Origin of the sequence: Xanthomonas sontii, from assembly GCF_040529055.1 — a bacterium.
In the GTDB taxonomy this organism is placed as follows: domain Bacteria; phylum Pseudomonadota; class Gammaproteobacteria; order Xanthomonadales; family Xanthomonadaceae; genus Xanthomonas_A; species Xanthomonas_A sontii.
In genome coordinates this window covers 1,167,443-1,188,731 of the sequence record NZ_CP132342.1, presented here as the reverse complement: position 1 = coordinate 1,188,731, position 21,289 = coordinate 1,167,443, and the positions used below count along the sequence as shown (strand labels likewise).

Sequence of the window (21,289 nt, the reverse complement as noted above, 5' to 3'; positions counted from 1 at the left end):
CGGGGCGGACCGCCGCCGCCCTGCCCCGCGTCCGGGCAATGCGGCACTCAGGCGGCGTGTAACGTGCCGGCGCCGCGCTGGCGACGGAACAGCAGCAAGGTGCAGGCCAGGCCGATCAGCGCCGCCAGCGACAGCCACAACGCCGGGGCAGCACGGCTGTGGGTGGTGTGGATCAGCCAGGTGGACACCGCCGGGGTGAAGCCGCCCATCGTCGCAGTGGCCAGGCTGTAGGCCAGCGAGAAGCCGGTGGTGCGCACCTCGGCCGGCATCACCTCGGTCAGCGCCACCACCATCGCACCGTTGTAGGCACCGTACAGCAGCGACAGCCACTCGCCGACCAGCAGCAGCCGCACGAACGAGGGCGCGTCGACCAGCCACTGCAGCGCCGGCCACACCGTCAGCAGCATGGCCACGCTGGCGAACACCAGCAGCGGCTTGCGGCCGATGCGGTCGCTCAGCGCGCCCATCACCGGCAGCCACACGAAATTGGACAGGCCGATGCAGCCGGTCACCACCAGGCTGTCGAGCTCGCTCAGGTGCAGCTCGGCGCGGCCGTAGGTCGGCATGTAGGCGGTGATCAGGTAGAACGACACGGTGGTCATCATCACCATACCCACGCCGGCCAGGATCAATCCGACATTGGCGCGCAGCGAGCGCGCGATGCCGGCCAGGTCCGGGGCCTGACGCGCGGCGAACTCCGGGGTTTCCTGCAGCGAGCGGCGGATCAGGAAGATCAGCGGCACGATCAGGCTGCCGATGGCGAACGGCACGCGCCAGCCCCAGCTGTCCATCGTGCTGTCGGAGAGCAGCGCGTGCAGGGCCACGCCGAGCGCAGCGGCGAACACCACCGCCACCTGCTGGCTGGCCGACTGCCAGGCCACGTAGAAGCCGCGCCGGCCCGGCGTGGCGATCTCGGCCAGATACACCGACACACCGCCCAGCTCGGCGCCGGCGGAGAAGCCCTGCAGCAGGCGGCCGAGCAGCACCAGCAACGGCGCCAGCACGCCGATGGTGCCGTAACCGGGGACGAAGGCGATCAGCAGCACGCCGGCCGACATCAGCCCCAGGGTCAGGATCAGGCCCTTGCGACGCCCGTGCCGGTCGATGTAACCGCCGAGCACCAGCGCGCCGATCGGCCGCATCAGGAAGCCGGCGCCGAACGTGGCCAGCGACAGCATCAGCGAAGCGAACGCGCTATGCGACGGGAAGAACGCATGGCCGATGGCCGTGGCATAGAAGCCATAGACCATGAAGTCGTACATCTCGAGGAAGTTGCCGGTGACCACGCGGAACACGGCGGCGGCGCCGTGCGGCGCGGCCTCGGCTGGGGATGGTGCGGAAGCGGTCATCGGTCGGAGTCTGCTGGAGAAGAAACGGCACTGCCTTGCGATGTCGTGCGACAGCAAGGGCGGCGCGCGGCAACGGTACAACACGTCGCGTGCGCATGCCGCCATGACGCCGCACGCCGCTACGTGCGGGTTAATGCACAGCGGTACGACGCCCAGGCCGGAACTGCCGCTGATGCAACATCGGGTGCATCCCGATACGCGCCGGTGATGCACCAAGCGTCGATGTCGATGTCGATGTCGATACGATCTCTACGCCCGCTCTCGGCTCGCTGGCGCCATCGCCTCACGAAACAGGCCAGCACGCGCAGGTCGCAACGACGCCACCACGTCCGAACGGGTAGCCTGCACGCTGTCACGCACCAGGAAGCGCCACCGATGCGTCCCGTTCGACCGCTGCATCTCGGCGTGATCGCCGATACCCATGGCCTGCTGCGCCCCGAGGCGCTGGCGGCCTTGCGCGGCTGCGCCGCGATCGTGCATGCCGGCGACATCGGCAAACCGGACGTGCTCGACGCACTGCGGGAACTGGCACCGCTGCACGCGATCCGCGGCAACATCGACACCGCGCCATGGGCACAGGCGCTGCCCGAGACCCTGGACCTGGACATCGACGGCGTGCGCCTGCACGTGCGCCACGACCTGAAGACCCTGGCGCGCGTCGCCGACGGCGTGGATGTGGTGATCAGCGGCCACTCGCACAAGCCCTTGCTGGAGACCCGCGACGGCGTGCTCTACCTCAACCCGGGCAGTGCCGGGCCGCGTCGTTTCCGCCTGCCGATCGGCATCGGGCATCTGTACCTGACACCAGACGGCCCGCGCGGCGAGTTGCAGACCCTGGGCTAGCGCAGGCGGTTCCCGCGCCGTGGCGCAGCGACACGCGACGCGCGGCGGGCAGGCGACGAACGCGCGCGATCTTCGCTACAGTGGAGGCGGGGAGGCGTGCGGCCAGCGGAAGGCGTGGCGACGCCAGGATGCGGCAATGCGAAGGGGAGCGAGCATGCGCAAGGGATGGAACGTGTTCGGCAAGGTCGGCCTCGGCCGCATGACCAGGGACGAGTACCAGGCCAATCTCAACGGCCTGAACATGTTCTTCGGTGCCGTCCTGGGCCTGGTGCTCACCGGCACCGAGCGCCTCAACGCCTGGCAGTTCGGTGTGGTCCTGGGCGTCCTCGCCAGCCTGGTCATCTCGATCCTGTTCATTTCCAGCAGCCGGCACCGGGTGGCGTACGCGATCTACACCCTGCTGATGGTGCTGGCACTGCCGAAGGTGATCGACGTGATGCTCAAGGGCCAGGCCCTGCTGCCGGACAAGGTGCAGCCGACGCTGATCGTGTGGACCATGATGACCATCATGGTCGAGTTCTGGGGCCGCGAACGCGACCAAGGCGAAGCGACGGCCACCTCCGATCCATCCCGTTGAGCGCCGTCGCGCAAGCCTCGAGCGCATCGTCCGATCTTCCCGATCCGGATGCGTCTCTTACGAACCAACCATGTCGAACCGGCTGCTGGCCGATCGAATCGGATGCCATGTGCCATGAAAGCATGTAGACCCTGGGCCGTTGCGCTTGCGTTGTGTCTGCTGACGAGCGCCTGCGCCACCATCACCGCGCCGCTCTACTCGTATCGGCCACGCCCCGTCCTGGCCCACCCCAGCGATGCCAGCTTCGACTTTCAAGGCAGCTGGGAAGGCGTGCTCGACGGCTTCGACGCGCCGCACTACGTGGATAGCGCAGGCTTTCCCATGCGTTTTCGCTTCGTGGTTTCGCGCTGGCACGTGCGCGTCTACAACCTGGTCAGTGGCGCGTGGCGGGAAATGAAGCCGGGACAGTTCCGCATGCGCAATTCCGGCCCGCATGCGCTCATTTACAGCACCACCTCGGGACGCGATGAGGATGGCGTCTGGGTCGAGTCGTCGTCGTTCACGCTTGCGCGGACATCCAATGACGAGATGATCGTCTACTGGCAGCGCACGGTGAACAATCTCGACGTTCCCCCGACCGATCAGTGGCATCAATTCGCCTGGGGCTACAGCGGCACCATGCGGCGTGCGGCCGCCGGCGACTGACATCCGAAAGCACGACAACGCCGCCGGCATGGCCGCGGCGATCGTCGGAACAGGGACGCGGGCGCGCTGGCGCAGCCCGCCCCCGCGCGCCGTCTCTCACCAATCCGTCGGCGCGTAGTCCTTGAGGAACTGGCCCCACACGTGCTCGCCGGTGTTGAAGCCGTGGATGATCGGATCGACGATGCGCGCGGCGCCGTCGACGATGTCCAGCGGCGGATGGAAGCGCTCCTCCTGCACCTTGCGCGCGGCGATCTCGGCCGGATCCTCGTCGGTGACCCAGCCGGTATCCACGCTGTTCATGTGGATGCCGTCGTTCTGGTAATCGGCCGCCGAGGTGCGGGTCATCATGTTCAACGCGGCCTTGGCCATGTTGGTGTGCGGATGCCGGGTGGTCTTGAAGTTGCGGTAGAACTGCCCCTCCATCGCCGACACGTTGACGATGTGCTTGTCGCGCTCAGGCGTGCGCAGCATCAGCGGCTTGAGCCGCGCGTTGAGGACGAACGGCGCGACCGCGTTGACCAGTTGCGTCTCCAGCAGTTCCACCGAGGACACTTCGTCCAGCAGCAGGCGCCAGGAGTTGCGCCCGCGCAGGTCGACCTGCTGCAGGTCCTGGTCCAGGCGCCCCTCCGGGAACAGGTGCTGCTGGGCGAGCAGGTCGTCGGCCAGCAGCGGCACCTGCGACAGCTCCGCGGCGCGCAGCAGGCCGTCGGCACCGCTGCGTCCCTGGCCCGCCCCGGCCAGCTGCGTGCTGCCCCCAGCCGGCAGCAGATCGGGGCCGCGCAGGCCTTCGTACTGGCCCACCAGCCGGCGCACGTGCTCGGGCAGCTCGTGCAGCGCGGCGGTCTCGCCGGCCAGCATGTGCGCGTAGAACTGCGGCGGCCGGCGCACGGTCTGGCAGGCGTTGTTGACGATGAAATCCAGGCGGCTGCGAGTCGCCAGCAGTTCGCTGCAGAACGCCTCGACGCTGGGCGTGTGGCGCAGGTCCAGCCCGTACACCTGCAGGCGGTGGCCCCACTCGGCGAAATCCGGCTCCTCCGCGTAGCGCGCCGCCGAGTCGCGCGGGAAGCGCGTGGTCACGATCAGCTCCGCACCCGCACGCAGCAGCTTGAGCCCGGCCTGGTAGCCGATCTTGACCCGGCCGCCGGTGAGCAGCGCCACGCGCCCGCGCAGGTCCGCGGTCTCGGTGCGCTTGAAGTAGTTCAACTCGGCGCAGGGCGGGCACATCTGGTCGTAGAAGTGATGCAGCTCGGTGTACTTCTGCTTGCACACGTAGCAGTGGCGCAACTCGGGCGAATGCGCCGCCGGCGCCTCGGCCACGGCCTGCGCATGGGTCAGCGCTTCCGGCGTGTGCGGCGGGAAATAGTTGGGCGTGCTGAACACCGGTTTGCGCCGCAGCGCACGGATGCCGGTCTGCGCCAGCAGCTCCTCGGCCTTGCGCACCTTCTCCTGGTGGCGCTCGCGCGCCTGTTCCTTGAGCAGCTTGCGCCGCGCCTTGGGCTCGGGATTGAAGACCTGGGCGACCACCTGCAGCAGGCGCACCCGCTCGGCTTCCGGCAAGGTATCGAGCACGCGCCGGTCGGCGGCGATGGTCTCGAGCAGGTCCAGGGCAATGCGCAGGCGCTCGGCCAGGGGCAGGTGGTCGGGCGAAACGGGGGCAGTGGCGTTCAAGACAGATCCGGGATGGGCGACGGCTGGCCGCGGCAGAGCGCCGGCACGATGCCGACAGGGCAGCACGCGGCCCTGCGGCGCCACCGCCCGCCGGAGCGGGAACAGCGGCGGCACGGGCCGCGGCGGGCCGGAGGAACCGGCCACCCGGGCATTTTCGCCGATCCGCGGCCTGCGATCCACGCGCCGTGCGATTGCCGGTCCCGGCCTCCGCTCCGGAGGTGGAGCGAGGCGGGACCGCTCAGCGCGCCGGTGCGGTCGCGAACTCGCCGCGCTGCAGTTTGGCCACGTCGTTGCCTTGCGCATCCCTGGCCTGCAGGTCGGCACCCTTGGCGGCGAGGTCCTTCAGCACCTCGGTGCGCTGGAACAGCGCCGCATACATGGCCGCGGTCTGACCGGCGTTGTTGCGCTGGTCCGGCGCGCAATCGGCCTGCATCAGCCGCTTGGCGATGCTCAGCTCGCCCTTGAAGATCGCGCCCATCAGCGCGGTGTTGCCGCGCTTGTCCTGCGCGCAGGGATCGGCACCGGCGCGCAGCAACTGCTCCACCGCCGCCTGCTGGCCGTGGTAGGCGGCCAGGATCAGCGCGGTGTAACCCTTGTCGTCGCGGGTATCGAGGTCGTAATGGGCGCGGATGAACTCGGCCAGCATGTCCTGGCGGCCCTGCCGCGCGGCATCGAAGAAGTAGCTGCGCAATTGCGCCTGCACCGCGGCCGGATCGGGCGCCGCCGGCGCGGCCGGTGCAGCGACCGCCGTGGCGCTGACCGCGAGGCCAAGAAGGAAGAGGACAACACGACGCATGGGGAGTCTCCGCAAGAAAGTGCGCGGCGCGGCGATGCCGCCGCCGGGCCGCGCGTGGGACGGATCAATCCTGCAGCTGCGCAGCCAATTGCTTGACCCGCGCCAGGTCGCCCTTGGCCACCCGCGCCACGCCGCTGCCGTAGGCCGGGTCGGCCTTGTACAGGAACGACAGCATGATGTGCTTGCTCGCGTCGTCGGTGCCGGCCAGCGATTCGCCGAAGCTCTGGATCAGGTCCTGCTGTTCCTTCTTGCTGTAGCTGCGGAACAGTTCGCCGGCCTGCTTGAAGTTCTGCTCGCGCGTGATCCTGGCCTGCTGGGTGGTGCCGGACAGCGGCAACTGGCTGTAGCGCGCGTTCGGATCCTGCGGCCTCGGGCTGAGACGGCTCGGCTCGTAGTTCACGCCGCTGCTGGTGCTGCCGGCATTCATCGCGCCGTCCTGGTTGCCGTTGTTGACCGCCACGCGCGGCCGGTTCACCGGCAGGCTCAGGCCATTGGTGCCGACGCGGTACAGCTGCGTGTCGGCGTAGGAGAAGATCCGCCCCTGCAGCAGGCGGTCTTCCGACGGCTCGATGCCCGGCACCAGATTGGCCGGCGCCATCGCCACCTGCTCGGTCTCCTGGAAGAAGTTGTCCACGTTCCTGTTCAGCACCATCTGCCCGATCTTGCGCTCGGGCACGCCCGGCCAGATCTTGGTGGCATCCAGCGGATCGAAGTCGAACTTGGCCAGGTCCTCGGGCGCGAGCACCTGGATGTACAGGTCCCACTTCGGATAGTCGCCGCGCTTGATCGCGCCGACCAGGTCGTTGGTCAGGTGGCTGTAGTCCTTGCCCTGCACCGTCACCACCTGCTGCGGATCCAGGTTCTTGAGGCCCTGCAGGCTCTTCCAGTGGAACTTGACGTAGTGCACCTGGCCCTGCGCGTTGACCAGCTTGTAGGCATGCACGCCGTTGCCGTCCATGAAGCGGTAGCCGGCCGGCGTGCCTTCGTTGGAGTACAGCAGGGTCAGGGTGCGGGTCGCCTCGGGCACGTGCGAGAAGAAGTCGAAGCGGCGCGCATCGTCGTCGAGGTTGGTGCGCGGGTCCGGCTTGAACGCATGCACCATGTCCGGGAACTTGATCGCATCGCGGATGAAGAAGGTCGGGAAGTTGTTGCCCACCAGGTCCCAGTTGCCTTCGCTGGTGTAGAACTTGGTGGCGAAACCGTGCGGATCGCGCAGCGTCTCCGGCGAATGGTTGCCGTGCACCACCGAGGAGAAGCGCACGAACACCGGCGTGGTCGTGCCCGGCGCGAACACCTTGGCCTTACTCAAGTCGGAGATGTCGGCGGTGGCGGTGAACTCGCCATGCACGCCGGTGCCGCGCGCGTGCACCACGCGCTCGGGGATGCGCTCGCGGTCGAAGCGCTGCAGCTTCTGGATCAGTTGCACGTCCTGCAGCAACGTCGGGCCGTTGGGGCCGGCGGTCTGCGAGTTCTGGTTGTCGCCCACCGGCGCGCCATTGTCGCGGGTGAGCGTGGACTGCGCGGCGCTGGCCGACAGGATCAGGGAAGGCGACAACAGGACAAGCAACAACAGGGATCCAGGGCGCATGGCGTCGGCTCGTGTGAAGGGAGCTGCAGCATGGCGGGAGTGCGACGCGCAGAACATTCGTTCCTTGCAATCGGTGCCATCGACGCGGCCAATCGCGTCCGCGCACTGTGATCGCGACCATTGGTAGAGCGCGCAATCCGTTGCAGCGGCAGCGTCGTCGCTGCGTCACTCGACGACAATGCAGCCGCAGATCGACCGCAAAATGTAGACGCGCGCGCGTGCCAGCGGCAGCGGCGATGCCTGGCGATGCGGCCGCAAGCGCACCGCGGCGCGATGCACCGCGCGTATCGCCGCGATGGCGGACGCTAGCGCTTCGCGCTCAGCGCGCGGCTGCGGTCGGCGAACAGTGTCTGATCGGCGCGGCTGTAGGCCTCGCGCTGCACGGCCGCATCGATGCCGCGCTGGAAGTCGGAGCGGAACGCCGACTCGGTGATGCGCTGGGCTATCAGGAACACCGCGTGCGCCGTGTCGGCGCCGACCGCCTGCGCATCGGGAAAGCCCTGGCGCCGGATCAGATCGGTCAGGCGCTCCTGGCTTTCCTTCTGCGCCGTTCGCACCTCGCGCGCATACGCGCGCAACGAGACGGTATCGTGCTGCAGCCGCTGCGGCGAATAGTCGCGCTTGAGATCGGCGCGGGCCTGTGCGTCGTCGCTGATCAACTGCAGCAGTTGCGTGCGATAGGCCGGATTGGCCGGCGCTGCCGCTGCTGCGTCTTCTGTCGGTGCGCCCGTCGGCTGCGCCACGGCGATGCCGGTCAGCACGCACAACGCCGCTCCGAACGCCCACTGTCTGGCGATTCGCATCATGATTCCCCCTGTCGCCCGCGATACTAGACCAGCGCGCACGACCTGTCCGCGCCGCGGCGGCGACCGCACGCCGTTGCCCTCAGTGCGATGCCAGCTCGGCAAACGGCGTCACATCGACAACCCAACGGGCGTCACATCGGCTAGCCGATCACCCGCTTGAACGGCGGCAGCGCGTCGATGATGCGCTTGCCGTAGCGCTTGGTCAGTAGCCGCGAATCGAGAATGATCACGCGGCCGTGGTCGTCGGCGGTGCGGATCAGGCGGCCGGCGAACTGGGTCAGGGTGCGCAGCGCGTGCGGCACCGCGATCAGGTTGAAGGCGTTGAGGCCGCGGCTCTCGAACCATTCGCCAAGCGTGGCGGTCTGCGGATCGGTCGGCACCGCGAACGGCACCTGGGTGATGACCACGGTGGTGCAGGCCTCGCCCGGCAGGTCCAGGCCCTCGCCGAAGGAATTGAGGCCGAACAGCACCGAGCCTTCGCCGGCGCCGATGCGGCGCATGTGCTCGCCGATCATCTGCGACTTGGAACCGTCGCCCTGCACCAGCACGCGGTTGCGCTGCGCGAGCGGCAGCAGGTCGGCCACCTTGAGCATCTTCCAGCGCGAGGTGAACAGCACGATCGAGCCCTTGCCCCAGTCCAGTTCGCGCACCAGGTAGCGTGCCACTTCGCGCGGATGGCCCTCGCGGTCGTCCGGCGCCACCGGGAACGCCGGCACGATCAGCTCGGCCTGGTTGGGCAGATCGAACGGCGAGGACAGCGACACCATCTCCGCATGCGCGGGCAGGCCGTTGTCGATCGCCAGCGCCTGGAAGTCGCCGCCGCCGGTGAGCGTGGCCGAGGTCAGCACGGCCGCATCCACTTCGCTCCACAGCAGCGAGCGCAGCACCTGCGCGGCCGACACCGGCGAGCAATGGCAGATCAGATCGGCATCGCGCGAGGCGGTGATCCAGCGCGCCATCGGCGGCTGCCCGTCCTGGTCCTCGCGGCGCCAGCCCAGCCACAGCGCGTACTGCTGCTCGACCATCTCCAGGGCCATGCCCAGGTTGCGCTGCAGGCGTTCCTTGGCCGCGTCCTCCTGCTTGGACTTGGCCGCCATCTGGTGTGCGGCCTGCACCCAGTTCAGCAGCGCCCCGGTGTCCTGCGCCTGCGCATCGATCAGCGGCTTCCAGTCCTCGGGCAGGCGGCCGTTGGGCGCGCGCCACATCGGTTCGTCCTGGCCCGGCTCCGGCACCCACACCCGTTCGATCTCGGCGCGGAACGCCTTCAGGCCCTTGGCCACCTGCGCGGCCAGTTCGACCGCCTCGTTGGGCAACTGGTTGCCGATGCGGTCCTTGTCGGCGAGCCGGTAGGCGGCGCCGACCAGCGCCTGCAGGCGGCCGGTGCGCCGCGCCATCTCGTCCAGCGGCAGGTTCGCCGCGCCCTGGTCGATGGCGACGCCGGCGATGTGGTGGCCCTCGTCGAGCACCAGCAGCATGTCCGACGGCGGCGCGATCAGCGGCTGGCCGTTGTCGCTGTCGCCCAGCGACAGCGCCGACAGCAGCAAGGCGTGGTTGGTGACCACGATCTGCGCATCGCGCACCTCGCTGCGCGCCTTCAGCACCGGACACTGCACCGCGAACGAACAGCGGCGCCCGGCGCAGCCGGCCGCATTGGTAGTGATGCGCGCACGCAGCGACGGCGGCACCGGCTCCGGCGCGGCATCCAGGTCGCCGTTCCAGGTCCTGTCGGCGTAGGCCTTGGCCAACGCCCGCGCCTGCTCGGCCTCGGCCGGGCTCAACGGGCGGTCGTACAGCGGCGCCTCGTCCTCGAACATGCTGTCCTGCGCGGCCTCGCCATGCAGCTCGGCGACGTTGCGCGTGCACAGGTAGCGGGTGCGGCCCTTGGCCAGCGCCACCGTGGCCTCCAGCCCGGTGGCCTTGAGAAAGGCCGGGATATCGCGCTCGACCAGCTGCGACTGCAGCGCCACCGTGCCGGTGCTGATCACCAGCTTCTTCTTGCTGGCCAGGGCGATCGGCACGCCGGCGGTCAGATAGCCCAGGCTCTTGCCGACGCCGGTGGGCGCCTCGGCCACGCCGACGCCGCCGGAGGTGCCGAGCGCGCGCGAGACCACGCCGATCATCTGGCTCTGCGCGCGGCGCACGCGGAAGCCCGGCGTATTGGCCTGCAGCTTGGCGTAGGCATCGCGGATGGCCAGCTTGACCGGTTCGGTGAGCTGACGCGGGGACGGGCCGGACGCGGGCGGCGTCGACGGCGAAGCGGAATCGGTCATCCCGGCATTTTCTCACGTCCCGTCGCAGGGACTGAAACGCTGGAACTGAACGGTGCTGCGCGCCGCGTTATGGCGGCGGCGGCGCGGCCTTGCGCGGCAGCGCCAGCCACAGCGCGCGCAGCAGCAGGGACAGGCCAGCCACGTACAGCGCATCGTCCAGCAGATGCACCAGCGCATAGGCGTCCGGATGGGTGCCGCGGAACTGGGGCGTCATCAGTTCCACCCAGCCCAGCACCGCGTTCAACAGGCGCGGCAGGATCGCGCCCATCAGCAGCACCGTCAGCCCGAGCCGCGCCAGCGTGCGTGCGCGGCCCGGCGCCAGCCGCGGGAGCAGCAGCAACGCGATCAGCGGCAGCAACAGCCGCGCCAGCAGGCCGAGCCCGCCGGTCAGCACGCTCATGTCCAGCACCGGGTGCACGCTTATCGCCAACATCCTCGCCTCCCTGGACGACGCACGCCCTTGTTCTTCAGTTCGATGGCGCCCGCCGCGCCGGCAGGGCGAACCACAACGCCAGCACCAGCAACAGCGCGCTCACTGCCGTCAGCAGCGCGACGATCGCCTCCGACGTGACCATCCACAGGTTGGATTCGGTCGCGTTCGCCGCGCGCGACATCAGCCACGCCGGCAACAACGACATGCCCGTCGTCAGTACCACGACCAGCACCAGCACGCCCAACCCCCACAAGCCGAGGGTACGCGGCCGGCCAGGGCCGCGCGTGGCCAGCAACCCCAGCCCGACCGCAGACATCGCCAGGATCGGGAACTGGAACAGCGCGGTGAGCAAGAGATAGTTCACGGCGACAGAGTCCACGCAGGGTCTCCTCTTGATGGGCAGCGAACGGGGCGATCGGCGCCAACCAGGACCACGCCATAGGCGCGACCCGGGCGTCCCTGTGGTTCTCGCAGCACGATCTCCCTGGACGCGGGTCGCCGCGACGCCATCAGTGCGGGTTTGCGACGCGCGGCGGCATGGCGAAGCGCAACGCCAGCACCAGCAGCAGCATGCCCACCGCGAAGATCAAGGCGACCGCGCCGTTGACGATGCCCAACAAGCTCGAGATCGACGAGTAACTATGGCCTTGGGAAATCAACCACATCGGCACGAACCACAACGCCAGCCCCAGGCCCAGTGCCAGCAGCAGGATCGCCAGCCCGCAGATTCCCAAGGTGCGCGCACGGCCAGGACGGCGCGTGAACAGCAGCGCCAGTCCGACCACATAGACCAGCGCGAGCGGCAACTGCGTGAGCAGTCGCGTCAGCACCTGCAGCATCAATGATTCGTCCATGCGTTTATTCCCGGATAGAGGGTGGAGGCGAAGTGTTTCAGTCGGCGCTGACCAGCACGGCATCGCGCTCGCGCAGCGCGGCGTACACCGGGTCGGTGTCCGGGCGCACGCCGTGCCAGGCCTCGAAGCTCTCGGCGGCCTGTTCCACCAGCATGCCCAGGCCATCCACGGTGTCGCGGCAGTGCGCCGCGCGGGCCCAGGCCAGGAACGCGATCGCCACCTCGCCGTAGTTCAGGTCCACCGCCAGGGTCATGCTGTTGATCAGCGACAGCGGCAGGGTGAAGCTGGCGGCCGGGTCGCGGCCGATGGTGGTGGCATTGACGATCAGCTCGAAATCGCCCAACTCGCGCAGGTCCTCCCAGTAGCGCGAGATCGCGCGCGCCGGCTCGCCCAGCGCATCGACCAGCGCGTCGGCGCGTTCCGGCGCGCGGTTGACCACCACCAGTTGCTGTACGCCGGCCTCCAGCAGCGCCGGCGCCACGCCGCGCGCGGCGCCGCCGGCGCCCAGCAGCAGCGCACGGCGGCCGCGCAGGTCCAGGCCGTTGCGGCCGGTCAGGTCGCGCACCAGGCCGGCGCCGTCGGTGTTGTCGCCATGCCACTGGCCGTCGCGGAAGCTGAGGGTGTTGACCGCACCGGCCGACTGCGCGCGTGCGCTGTGCACCACGCTGTGGGCGAACGCGGCTTCCTTCAGCGGCAGGGTCACGTTGGCGCCGACACCGCCGGCGGCGGCGAAGGCGGCCAGCGCCGCGGCGAACCCGTCGGCCTGGACGTCGATCGCCTCGTACTGCAGGGCGATGCCGGTCTGCTTGGCGAAGGCGGCATGGATGTGCGGCGACAGCGAATGGGCGACGGGATGGCCGAACACGGCAAAACGGGAGTTGGGCATGGAGCGCTCGTTGGTTGTTTTAGACTGGCGGCGACATTCCATGGAATCCCTCATGCGGACCCCTGCCCTGCCGCTCGCGCTGGCCGCGAGTTTACTCTGCGCGCCGTGTGCGTTCGCGCTTTCCGAATTCGGCATCGAGGGCATGGGCGTGGTATCGACCGCCGCCGACGAGACCCGCGCCAGCGTCGCGCCCGACGGCCAGCGCATCGTCTGGGCCAGTCCCGACCGCGCCGGCGGGCCCGGCGGCGGCGACCTGTGGCAGGCCGTGCTGCGCGACGGCCGCTGGCGCGACCCGCAACCGCTGCCGGCGCCCGTGAACTCGCCGAGCCTGGACAGCGACCCGTTCTTCAGCGCCGATGGGCGCTGGCTGTACTTCGCCTCGGATCGCCCCGGCGGCCACGGCGGCACCGACCTGTACCGCGCGCCGGTGCTGGCCGACGGCGGCTATGGCGCGCCGCAGAACCTGGGCGCGGCAGTGAATTCGCCGGGCAACGAGCGTGCGCCGACCCTGTCGCTGGACGGCACGCGGCTGCTGTTCGCCAGCGACGGCCATGGCGGCGCCGGCGGCCTGGACCTGTTCGTGGCGCGCCAGGAGGGCCAGGCGTTCGCAGCACCGCAGGCGTTGGCCGGGGTCAACAGCGCCGACGACGAGACCGATGCGGCGTGGCTGGGCGACGGCCGTGCGCTGCTGTTCGCGCGTGCCCATGGCGGTACGAGCAGCCAGGTGCTGCTGGCGCAATGCGCCGGTGGCCGCTACGCGGATCCGCAGCCGCTGGCGCTGTCGTTCAACGGCAGCGACGGCCACACCGCCGGCGCCGTGCTGGATGCGTCCAAGCCCAGCGAACTGCTGCTGTCCGGCAGCGCCCGCGCGCCCAGGGCCGGCAAGCGCGACCTGTACCGGATCAAGGCACCGGCCGCCACCGGTAGCGGCGACTGCAGGTAAGCGGATTGCGCGGCGACGCGAGGCAGATGCCGGTCTGCTGCCGCGCCGACACACAACAAGCGGGACCAGAAGGCCGTTGTGGGAGGGACTTCAGTCCCGACGCATGGCACTCGGACGCATCGCCCGGTTGCTGCACGCGCGCATTCCGCTCGGATCAGTGGCTCGCTGAAATTGCTGCCACCGTCCTCTGCCCAGCATCATGATGCGCAGCGACGATCAGGGCTGGCACGCAAGAGCCTGGATCGCACTGCGATCGGCGCATCGCCTCAATACACATCGCGCCGATAGCGCCCATCCGCGCTGAGCGCATCCAGCGTGTCCTCGCCCAGGATCTCGCGCAACGCCGTATCCACGCCGCGCGCCATGCCCGCGAGGCTGCCGCAGACGTACACGGTAGCGCCACGCGCCACCCAGTCGCGGACCGCGTCGGCAGACTCGCGCAACCCGTCCTGCACGTAGCGTTTGTGCGCCTGGTCGCGCGAGAACAGCAGGTCCAGGCGCTGCAGATGGCCGGCGGCCTGCCACGCCTGCAGCTCGTCGCCGAACAGCGCATCGTGCGCGGCATTGCGTTCGCCGAACAACAGCCAGTGCCCCTGCACACCGGCCAGCGCGGCCTCGCGCAGCAGGCTGCGCAGGCCGGCGATACCGGTGCCGTTGCCGATCAGCAGCATGGGCGCATCGCCATGCCGGCGGAACCCGGGGTTGGCCCGCACCTGCGCGCGCAGCACCGCGCCCACCGGCGCATGCTGGCACAGCCAGCCGGCGCCCACGCCGGGGCGGCCGTCGTCGCGCAGGGTCAGGCGCACCACCAGTTGCAGCAGCCCGTCGGCCGGCACCGAAGCGATCGAGTATTCGCGCAGCGGCAGGGTCGGCAGCGCGTCCACCCAGGCCTGCAGGTCGTCGCCCGGCGCCGGCGGCGTCAGCGCGCGTGACGCCAGCGCCTGCCACAGCGGCTGCCGCAGGCCATCGGCCTGTACCGTCTGTTCCGCGTCCAGCGCCTGTGCGGCGAGCCAGGTGCGGATCGCGTCGGCCGCATGGCAGGGCTGCACTTCCAGGATGTCGCCGGCATGCCAGTGCGCCTGCGGCGGTGGCACGAGGTCGATACGCCACACCGGCGCGCCGGCGCTGCCGGGATTGAGCAGGACGCGACCGGCCAGGCCCCAGTCCAGCGGCTCCGGTGCCTGCAGCACCGGCGCCGACGCCGCCACGCCGGTGAGCGCGGACAGTTGCCATTGCCACTGCGCCAGTGCCTGCGGATCGGCGTTGTCCACTTCCAGTGGCGGGAACAGCGCCTGTGCGCCCTGCGCGTCCAGCCAGTGCTGCACCTCCCGCGAGAAGCCGCAGAACTGCGGGTACTGGCGATCGCCCAGGCCGAGCATGGCGTAGCGCAGCTCCGGCAGGGCCTGCGCCTGGCGCAGCACGCGGCGCACGAAGCCACGCGCCGCGTCCGGCGGTTCGCCGTCGCCGAAGGTGCTGACCACGAACAGCGCGCGCTGGCTGCCGCGCAGCTGGGCCAGGTCCAGCTGCGCCAGCGAACGCACCTCCACCGCCAGCCCGGCCGCCTGCAATTGCGCGGCGGTCTGCCAGGCCAGGCGCTCGGCCAGGCCGCTCTGGCTGGCGAAGCCCACCAGCCAGGCGCCGGCGGCATCGCCGACCAGCCCCGGCAGCGCGCGGCGCGCGGCGCGCAATGCGCGCTTCTTGCGCCGGCGGTCCAGGTACAGCATCCAGCCGGTAACGAAGAACAGCGACATGCACAGGCTCGCCAGCAGCATCGCCACGCGCCCGGGCAGGCCGAAGAAGCTGCCGCTGTGCAGCGCGAACATGCTGGTCAGCAGGCGCCGGCCCAGCGGTTGCTGTCGATACTCCAGGTGGCGCAGGACGCGGCCACTGGCCGGATCGAGCTCCACGCTGTCGTAGGCGCGGTCGTGCGCCGGATCGGGCGGCAGGTAGCGGGCCACGATCGGCTGGCCGCTGCGGCCGGGCAGGCGCAGGTCCAGGTAGGCGCGCTGCGCGGCCGGCACGGTGGCGAGGGCCGCCTGCAGCCGCGCGTAGTCCACCGCCGGTGGCTTCCCGCCACGGCCGCCCTCCTTCTCCTTGGGTGCGGCATCGCCGCCAAGCATCGCCACCAGCCCCTGCCGGTACCAGTCGTAGGACCAGTACAGCCCGGTCGCGGCGATCAGCAGGTACACCAGCAGACACCAGGTGCCGATCACCGAGTGCAGGCTCCACAGGAAGCTGCGTCCCTGCCGGTTCCACTCCACCGCCCACCAGGCGCGCCAGCTCCACCAGCGCCGCGGCCAGCGCAGGTACAGGCCGGACAGGCAGAAGAAGATCAGCACGAAGGCGCAAACCCCGGTGACCGCCTTGCCGCGCTCGCCGGCGGCCAGGCGCCGGTGCAGGTCTTCGACGAAGGAGAAGAACCCATCCAGGCGCGGCGCCGGCAGCACCGCGCCGGTGTAGGGGTCGAAGTACAGGCGGCCGCCGTCGCGGCCGGGCAGGCGCACCGCGGACGGCCGCGTGCCGGTCGGATCGATCAACACGCGGTTGCTGCGGTGCGCCCCTTCCAGGTCCAGGCGCCGCGCCAGCTCGGCCAGCGGCAGCGGCTGCTCGCCGGCGGCATGACGCGCGGCGATGGCGGCCAGCGGCGGATTGGCCAGGCGCACGATCTCGTCCTCGAAGGCGAGCGTGGCCCCGCTCAGGCCCATCACCGACAGCACCAGCCCGGCGCTGATGCCGAGCAGCCAGTGCAGCTGGAACAACAAGGACTTGATCACGTCGGCGCGGTGCGGGACAGGGCGGTCGCGCATTGTAAATGAGAACGCTTATCGCATGCGATTGATCCGTCGCCGCGCGACGTCTACCGCCAAACGTGACCCACGGCGCAGTTGCCATTTGCGGCACATCCAGCGGTCACCCGACAGACATCGAATCTCGCCAGTTTCTTCACCTCTCCTGACCAGCCGAGGTTGCTGCAATGTCCGTCTCCCTGCGCGGTTGTCTTGCCCTGCTTGCGCTGTTCGCCGCCCAGGCGGCAAGCGCCGCCACCAGCTGTCCCACGCTCTACGCCGGCGGCAAGGCGCCGACGCTCGACGCGTCGATCACCAGCCGCACCACCGAGGTCTGCCATACCGAATACGTGCTGATGGCCTCCGGCGTGACCAAGGGTCCGCTGTACTCGGCCGAGCACATCACCGACCAGCAGGTCGCCGGCGCCGAATCGATCGGCCGCGTCGGCTCCTTCCACGACGAGACCGGCATCCCGGCCGCCGACCGCTCGCACACCTCGGACTACACCAACTCCGGCTTCGACCGCGGCCACATGACCCCGGCCGGCGACGCCTCGACCACCAACTCGGAGAAGGAAACCTTCTCGATGGCCAACGTGGTCCCGCAGGACCACAAGCTCAACACCGGCGAGTGGGCGCGGATCGAAGAGCAGGTGCGTCAGCTGGCCAAGCAGCGCGGCGAGGTCTATGTGGTCACCGGCCCGGCCTTCGATAGCGGCACGCGCAGCAGCATCGGCGCCGACCACGTGCAGATCCCGGACTACGTGTGGAAGGCGGTGTACGAACCGGGCAACGGCGCGGCCGCCTACATGTGCGTCAACGACAGCACCATCAACTGCGACGTGGTGTCGATCAACGACGTCATCACCATGTCCGGCGTGGATCCGTTCCCGGCGATCAGCGCCAGCATGAAGGCCAACCCGATCGCGCTGACGTTGCCGTAAGCGGGGATTCGGGAGTGGGGAGTCGGGATTGGTAAAAGCGTCCTGATTCCCTGCCCGGGTTGGGGCGGCCGGCGGCGCGTGTGCGCCAGCCGGCCGCCACCGCAAGCGCACGCCCCTCAGGCGGTGTGCGCGGTCATCGCCTCGACCAGGGCCGAGAACACGGCACTGCAAGCGGCGCTGCCGCGTACGTCCTGGTGCATCACGATCCAGCTTTCCAGGCCGACGCGCACCTGCTGCGGCAGCACCGGCAGCAGCGTCGGCGTGCGCCGCGCCAGCGCGACCTGGCAGAAACCGATGCCGCAGCCGGCGCGCAGCAAGGCCAGTTGCGCCAGGTCGCTGTCGGCGCGCAACGCGAACGCCTCGCGCCGCCACGGCGGCAGCGCACTGCGGGCGGCGCGCAGGAACGGCGTTTCCGTATCGAATCCGATCAGCGCGTGCTGCGGCAGTTCCTCCAGCGCCTGCGGCAGACCATGCCGGTCCACGTAGTCCTGGTGCGCGAACAGCGCCACCGCCACCTCGCCGACGCGGCGCGCGACCAGCACGTCTTGGGTGGGCCGGGTCATGCGTACCGCCACGTCGGCCTCGCGGTGCAGCAGGTCCTGCACCCGATTGCTCAACACCAGTTCCAGCCGCAGGTGCGGATGCGCGCGGCGCAAGGCCGCCAGCACCGGCGGCAGCACTTCCGCGCCGATCACCTCGCTGGCGGCGATGCGCACCGCGCCGCGCACCGCATCGCCGTGGCGGCCCGCCGCGCGCTGCAGCGACGCGGCCAGGCTGCCCATCGCCTGCGCATGCCCGCGCAAGGCCAGGGCGGCATCGGTGGGCAGCAGGCCGGTCTGCGAGCGGACGAACAGCGGCACCGCCAGCGCCTGTTCCAGCGCCGCCACGTGACGGCCGACCGTGGGCTGGGTCAGCCCCAGCGCGCGTGCCGCCGCCGACAACGAACCCTCCTCCAGCACCGCCAGGAAGGAGCGGTAGAGTTCCCAGCCGATCGTATTGTCCATACAGAAATGTATAGCTGGTCGGCGCTCTTCGCCAATTTTCTTCTGTGGCACCGGCACCGAGACTGAGCTCCGACCCCGACGGAGCGCTGCCATGTCCTCTTCTTCTTCCACGGCCCTGGTGCTGGGCGCCAGCGGCGGCATCGGCGGCGAACTGGCGCGGCAGATGCGCGACGCCGGCTGGCAGGTGCGCGCCCTGCAGCGCGGCCTCGCCCACCCCAGCGTGGAGCGCGACGGCATCCACTGGCACCGCGGCGATGCGCTGCGACAGGCCGACGTGCGGCAGGCGGCCAAGGGCTGCGCGGTGATCGTGCATGCGGTGAACCCGCCCGGTTACCGGCGCTGGTCGGAGCTGGTGCTGCCGATGATCGACAACACCGTGGCCGCAGCGATCGCCGAGCGCGCCACCGTGGTCCTGCCGGGCACGGTCTACAACTACGGCCCGGACGCCTACCCGGCGCCGGACGAAGAAGCGCCACAGGCCCCGGTCAGCCGCAAGGGCGCGATCCGGGTGGAGCTGGAGCGGCGCCTGCAGGCCGCGACCGCACGAGGCGCACGCGCCATCGTGGTGCGCGCCGGCGACTTCTTCGGCCCGCGCGTGGGCAACAGCTGGTTCGCGCAGGGGCTGGTGCGACGGGGACGGCCGGTCACGACGGTGACCCTGCCGGGCGATCCAGGTGTCGGCCACCAATGGGCCTACGTGCCGGACGTGGCGCGGACCATGCTGGCGCTGCTGCAACAGCGCACGCGCCTGCCGGCGTTCGCCCGCCTGCACATGGACGGGCACTGGGACGCCGACGGCACGCAGATGGCCGCGGCGATCGCGCGGGTGGCGCAGCGCCATGGCCTGGCGCCGCCGCGCACGCGCCGCTTCCCGTGGCCGCTGCTGACCCTGGCCCAGCCGTTCTGGCCGCTGGCGCGCGAACTGCACGAGATGCGCCCGCTGTGGCGGCACCCGCTGCGCATGCGCAATGCGCGGCTGCTGGAACTGCTCGGCGAAGAACCGCATACGCCGCTGGACGTGGCGGTGGAGGCGACGCTGCAGGGGCTGGGCTGTCTGCCGGCGACGACACCATCGGCATGACGCCGATGTGTGCGTAGGCGTGGCTGACGCCGCGCCTACGAAGATCCACGCAAATGGAGCGCAAGATCGCCGCCTGTACAGGAGCGACTTCAGGGCACCTCGAATGACGCATCATTGCCGCGGCTCGGCATGATGTCCTGTCTCGATGGCAGGAGCGGCTCGAACCGCTCCTCCCAATGGCCTTCGCCGTTGTTGGAGGTGCCCTTCAGTCGCGACAGGGCCTTCCCGAGAACGGCGTCGCAACGGAGGCGCCTCCAACAAGCGGACGCCGGCTCAGCGCGCCTCGCGCAGCCAGCGCGCCACCTGCGGCGCGAAGTAGGTCAGCACGCCGTCGGCGCCGGCGCGCTTGAACGCCATCAGCGACTCCAGCACGCAGGCGCGCTCGTCCAGCCAGCCGTTGCCGATCGCCGCCTTGAGCATCGCGTACTCGCCGCTGACCTGGTAGGCGAAGGTCGGCACGCGGAATTCGTCCTTCACCCGTCGCACCACGTCCAGGTAGGGCATGCCGGGCTTGACCATCACCATGTCCGCACCTTCTTCCAGGTCCAGCGCGATCTCGCGCAGGGCCTCGTCGCCGTTGGCCGGGTCCATCTGGTAGGTGGTCTTGTCGGCCTTGCCGAGGTTGCCGGCGCTGCCCACCGCCTCGCGGAACGGCCCGTAGAAGGCCGAGGCGTACTTGGCCGAGTAGGCCATGATGCGCACGTGCAGATGTTCGTCGGCATCCAGCGCGCGGCGGATCGCGCCGATGCGTCCGTCCATCATGTCCGACGGCGAGACGATGTCCACGCCGGCCTGCGCATGCGACAGCGATTGCCGCACCAGCGCCTCGACGGTGATGTCGTTGAGCACGTAGCCGCGGTCGTCGATGATGCCGTCCTGGCCGTGGCTGGTGTACGGATCCAGCGCCACGTCGGTCATCACCCCCAGCTCCGGGAAGCGCGTCTTCAGCGCGCGCACCGCGCGTTGCGCCAGGCCGTCCGGGTTCCAGGCCTCGGCCGCGTCCAGCGACTTGCCGGCCGGGTCGATCACCGGGAACAGGTCGATCACCGGGATGCCCAGTTCCAGCGCGGCCTCGGCCTCTTTCAGCAGTTCTTCGATCGACAGCCGCTCCACGCCCGGCATGGACACGATCGGGGTGCGCCCGGGCACGTCGTGCACGAACACCGGCCAGATCAGGTCGTCGACGGTGAGGGTGTGTTCGCGCATCAGGCGGCGCGAAAAGGCATCGCGGCGCATGCGCCGGGGGCGATAGTGGGGATGGGCCACGTGCAGGCTCCTGGGTGGGCGGATGTTGGGGGCCGCGCCAGTCGCGCGGCCAGTGCCGCCAGGCACCGCAGGCCGCGCCGCCGGCACCGGCGTGAACGCAGGGCGGCCCGCGCGCGGGCCGCCGTCGGCTGCGCATGTTACTCCCGCCGACGCGGTGCGCAGCCCGACATGCTGCAACACAGCATGCCGGTCGCCCGGCACGCAGGTCAGATCACCCCGCCGCCCAGGCTCAACCGGATCACCCCGACCACGATCACCAGCGCATTGAGCATCAGGCCGGTCTTGGCGCGGCCGCGGTTGGGCGCCGCGGTGAACAGCAGCCCGATCGCGGCGATCAGCGCGCCGACCGCAGCGAACGGGATCAGGAACCAGTTGCCCCAGCCGAGCAGCGGGATGAAGGCCAGGATCATCCACAGCAACGCCACGATGCCCCACAGCAGACTGATCAGGCCCATGCCGGCCTCCGTGCGAATGTGAGCCTGCACCATAGCGCGCGGCGAACGCCAGGCAACCCAACTCTTGGCACGGGGATCACGGCGGCCCTGCGAGG

At 70.1% G+C, this 21,289-nt stretch carries 20 protein-coding genes; 6 read left to right on the top strand and 14 right to left on the bottom strand.

The genetic code is table 11. The annotated features are described in order from the left end of the window. Positions 1-47: 47 nt before the first annotated feature. On the bottom strand, positions 48-1,349 hold the full coding sequence (locus tag RAB70_RS05140) for an MFS transporter (RefSeq protein ID WP_148827512.1): 1,302 nt from the start codon (positions 1,347-1,349) through the stop codon (positions 48-50). Positions 1,350-1,724: 375 nt separating this feature from the next. On the opposite strand from RAB70_RS05140, the gene RAB70_RS05135 reads away from it, so the two are divergent. From RAB70_RS05135 to RAB70_RS05125, 3 genes are all read left to right on the top strand, one after another. Further along, entirely contained in the window at positions 1,725-2,192 is a 468-nt protein-coding gene (locus RAB70_RS05135; RefSeq protein ID WP_026143442.1) for a metallophosphoesterase family protein, read from the top strand. 154 nt (positions 2,193-2,346) lie between these two features. Then, on the top strand, positions 2,347-2,769 hold the full coding sequence (locus tag RAB70_RS05130) for a hypothetical protein (protein WP_148827513.1): 423 nt from the start codon (positions 2,347-2,349) through the stop codon (positions 2,767-2,769). Between the two features lie 114 nt (positions 2,770-2,883). Continuing rightward, positions 2,884-3,414, top strand: coding sequence for a hypothetical protein (locus RAB70_RS05125; RefSeq protein WP_225851501.1), 531 nt, complete (start codon positions 2,884-2,886; stop codon positions 3,412-3,414). 96 nt (positions 3,415-3,510) lie between these two features. Here the strand turns inward: RAB70_RS05125 and RAB70_RS05120 are convergent, their stop codons facing one another. The 9 genes from RAB70_RS05120 to aroE form a co-directional block, all read right to left on the bottom strand. Beyond that, positions 3,511-5,082, bottom strand: coding sequence for an SDR family NAD(P)-dependent oxidoreductase (locus RAB70_RS05120; protein ID WP_148827514.1), 1,572 nt, complete (start codon positions 5,080-5,082; stop codon positions 3,511-3,513). 238 nt (positions 5,083-5,320) lie between these two features. Next, positions 5,321-5,878 carry an ankyrin repeat domain-containing protein gene (locus tag RAB70_RS05115; RefSeq protein WP_148827515.1) on the bottom strand — a complete coding sequence of 186 codons (558 nt, stop codon included), beginning with the start codon at positions 5,876-5,878 and terminating at the stop codon, positions 5,321-5,323. 64 nt (positions 5,879-5,942) lie between these two features. Next, the gene (gene katB / locus RAB70_RS05110) at positions 5,943-7,466 is read right to left on the bottom strand and encodes a catalase KatB (protein WP_148827516.1); all 1,524 of its coding nucleotides are present in this window, start codon (positions 7,464-7,466) and stop codon (positions 5,943-5,945) included. Between the two features lie 305 nt (positions 7,467-7,771). Further along, entirely contained in the window at positions 7,772-8,269 is a 498-nt protein-coding gene (locus RAB70_RS05105) for a hypothetical protein (protein WP_225851502.1), read from the bottom strand. A gap of 143 nt (positions 8,270-8,412) precedes the next feature. Continuing rightward, positions 8,413-10,542, bottom strand: a complete 2,130-nt coding sequence (dinG, locus tag RAB70_RS05100; RefSeq protein WP_148827517.1) for an ATP-dependent DNA helicase DinG — start codon at positions 10,540-10,542, stop codon at positions 8,413-8,415. Positions 10,543-10,609: 67 nt separating this feature from the next. After that, positions 10,610-10,975, bottom strand: coding sequence for a hypothetical protein (locus RAB70_RS05095; protein ID WP_148827518.1), 366 nt, complete (start codon positions 10,973-10,975; stop codon positions 10,610-10,612). Positions 10,976-11,009: 34 nt separating this feature from the next. Beyond that, positions 11,010-11,354, bottom strand: coding sequence for a hypothetical protein (locus RAB70_RS05090; protein ID WP_225851503.1), 345 nt, complete (start codon positions 11,352-11,354; stop codon positions 11,010-11,012). Between the two features lie 130 nt (positions 11,355-11,484). After that, positions 11,485-11,814 carry a hypothetical protein gene (locus tag RAB70_RS05085; protein ID WP_225851504.1) on the bottom strand — a complete coding sequence of 110 codons (330 nt, stop codon included), beginning with the start codon at positions 11,812-11,814 and terminating at the stop codon, positions 11,485-11,487. Positions 11,815-11,866: 52 nt separating this feature from the next. Further along, positions 11,867-12,715 carry a shikimate dehydrogenase gene (aroE, locus tag RAB70_RS05080; protein ID WP_148827519.1) on the bottom strand — a complete coding sequence of 283 codons (849 nt, stop codon included), beginning with the start codon at positions 12,713-12,715 and terminating at the stop codon, positions 11,867-11,869. Between the two features lie 52 nt (positions 12,716-12,767). Between aroE and RAB70_RS05075 the strand changes: the two genes are divergently transcribed. Continuing rightward, the gene (locus RAB70_RS05075) at positions 12,768-13,658 is read left to right on the top strand and encodes a PD40 domain-containing protein (protein ID WP_148827520.1); all 891 of its coding nucleotides are present in this window, start codon (positions 12,768-12,770) and stop codon (positions 13,656-13,658) included. Between the two features lie 266 nt (positions 13,659-13,924). Here RAB70_RS05075 and RAB70_RS05070 read toward each other — a convergent pair whose 3' ends face one another. Further along, positions 13,925-16,432, bottom strand: a complete 2,508-nt coding sequence (locus tag RAB70_RS05070) for a sulfite reductase flavoprotein subunit alpha (protein ID WP_148827521.1) — start codon at positions 16,430-16,432, stop codon at positions 13,925-13,927. A gap of 200 nt (positions 16,433-16,632) precedes the next feature. On the opposite strand from RAB70_RS05070, the gene RAB70_RS05065 reads away from it, so the two are divergent. Further along, the gene (locus RAB70_RS05065; protein WP_017909707.1) at positions 16,633-17,388 is read left to right on the top strand and encodes a DNA/RNA non-specific endonuclease; all 756 of its coding nucleotides are present in this window, start codon (positions 16,633-16,635) and stop codon (positions 17,386-17,388) included. Positions 17,389-17,504: 116 nt separating this feature from the next. On the opposite strand, the gene RAB70_RS05060 is transcribed toward RAB70_RS05065, so the two are convergent. After that, entirely contained in the window at positions 17,505-18,392 is an 888-nt protein-coding gene (locus RAB70_RS05060) for a LysR family transcriptional regulator (RefSeq protein WP_148827522.1), read from the bottom strand. A gap of 91 nt (positions 18,393-18,483) precedes the next feature. On the opposite strand from RAB70_RS05060, the gene RAB70_RS05055 reads away from it, so the two are divergent. Further along, on the top strand, positions 18,484-19,473 hold the full coding sequence (locus RAB70_RS05055) for an NAD-dependent epimerase/dehydratase family protein (protein ID WP_192578891.1): 990 nt from the start codon (positions 18,484-18,486) through the stop codon (positions 19,471-19,473). Between the two features lie 273 nt (positions 19,474-19,746). Here RAB70_RS05055 and hemB read toward each other — a convergent pair whose 3' ends face one another. Both hemB and RAB70_RS05045 read right to left on the bottom strand, forming a co-directional pair. After that, on the bottom strand, positions 19,747-20,739 hold the full coding sequence (hemB, locus tag RAB70_RS05050; RefSeq protein ID WP_148827523.1) for a porphobilinogen synthase: 993 nt from the start codon (positions 20,737-20,739) through the stop codon (positions 19,747-19,749). 206 nt (positions 20,740-20,945) lie between these two features. After that, a complete protein-coding gene (locus RAB70_RS05045; protein ID WP_010340624.1) occupies positions 20,946-21,194 on the bottom strand; it encodes a hypothetical protein in 249 nt (82 codons plus the stop codon). Between the last annotated feature and the right edge of the window lie 95 nt (positions 21,195-21,289).

What these genes read in the sequence shown, in the direction of transcription:
- RAB70_RS05140 (WP_148827512.1), bottom strand. Translation starts at nt 1,349, where the DNA reads ATGACCGCTTCCGCACCATCCCCAGCCGAGGCCGCGCCGCACGGCGCC.
- RAB70_RS05135 (WP_026143442.1), top strand. Translation starts at nt 1,725, where the DNA reads ATGCGTCCCGTTCGACCGCTGCATCTCGGCGTGATCGCCGATACCCAT.
- RAB70_RS05130 (WP_148827513.1), top strand. Translation starts at nt 2,347, where the DNA reads ATGCGCAAGGGATGGAACGTGTTCGGCAAGGTCGGCCTCGGCCGCATG.
- RAB70_RS05125 (WP_225851501.1), top strand. Translation starts at nt 2,884, where the DNA reads ATGAAAGCATGTAGACCCTGGGCCGTTGCGCTTGCGTTGTGTCTGCTG.
- RAB70_RS05115 (WP_148827515.1), bottom strand. Translation starts at nt 5,878, where the DNA reads ATGCGTCGTGTTGTCCTCTTCCTTCTTGGCCTCGCGGTCAGCGCCACG.
- katB (WP_148827516.1), bottom strand. Translation starts at nt 7,466, where the DNA reads ATGCGCCCTGGATCCCTGTTGTTGCTTGTCCTGTTGTCGCCTTCCCTG.
- RAB70_RS05105 (WP_225851502.1), bottom strand. Translation starts at nt 8,269, where the DNA reads ATGCGAATCGCCAGACAGTGGGCGTTCGGAGCGGCGTTGTGCGTGCTG.
- dinG (WP_148827517.1), bottom strand. Translation starts at nt 10,542, where the DNA reads ATGACCGATTCCGCTTCGCCGTCGACGCCGCCCGCGTCCGGCCCGTCC.
- RAB70_RS05095 (WP_148827518.1), bottom strand. Translation starts at nt 10,975, where the DNA reads ATGTTGGCGATAAGCGTGCACCCGGTGCTGGACATGAGCGTGCTGACC.
- RAB70_RS05085 (WP_225851504.1), bottom strand. Translation starts at nt 11,814, where the DNA reads ATGCTGCAGGTGCTGACGCGACTGCTCACGCAGTTGCCGCTCGCGCTG.
- aroE (WP_148827519.1), bottom strand. Translation starts at nt 12,715, where the DNA reads ATGCCCAACTCCCGTTTTGCCGTGTTCGGCCATCCCGTCGCCCATTCG.
- RAB70_RS05075 (WP_148827520.1), top strand. Translation starts at nt 12,768, where the DNA reads ATGCGGACCCCTGCCCTGCCGCTCGCGCTGGCCGCGAGTTTACTCTGC.
- RAB70_RS05065 (WP_017909707.1), top strand. Translation starts at nt 16,633, where the DNA reads ATGTCCGTCTCCCTGCGCGGTTGTCTTGCCCTGCTTGCGCTGTTCGCC.
- RAB70_RS05060 (WP_148827522.1), bottom strand. Translation starts at nt 18,392, where the DNA reads ATGGACAATACGATCGGCTGGGAACTCTACCGCTCCTTCCTGGCGGTG.
- RAB70_RS05055 (WP_192578891.1), top strand. Translation starts at nt 18,484, where the DNA reads ATGTCCTCTTCTTCTTCCACGGCCCTGGTGCTGGGCGCCAGCGGCGGC.
- RAB70_RS05045 (WP_010340624.1), bottom strand. Translation starts at nt 21,194, where the DNA reads ATGGGCCTGATCAGTCTGCTGTGGGGCATCGTGGCGTTGCTGTGGATG.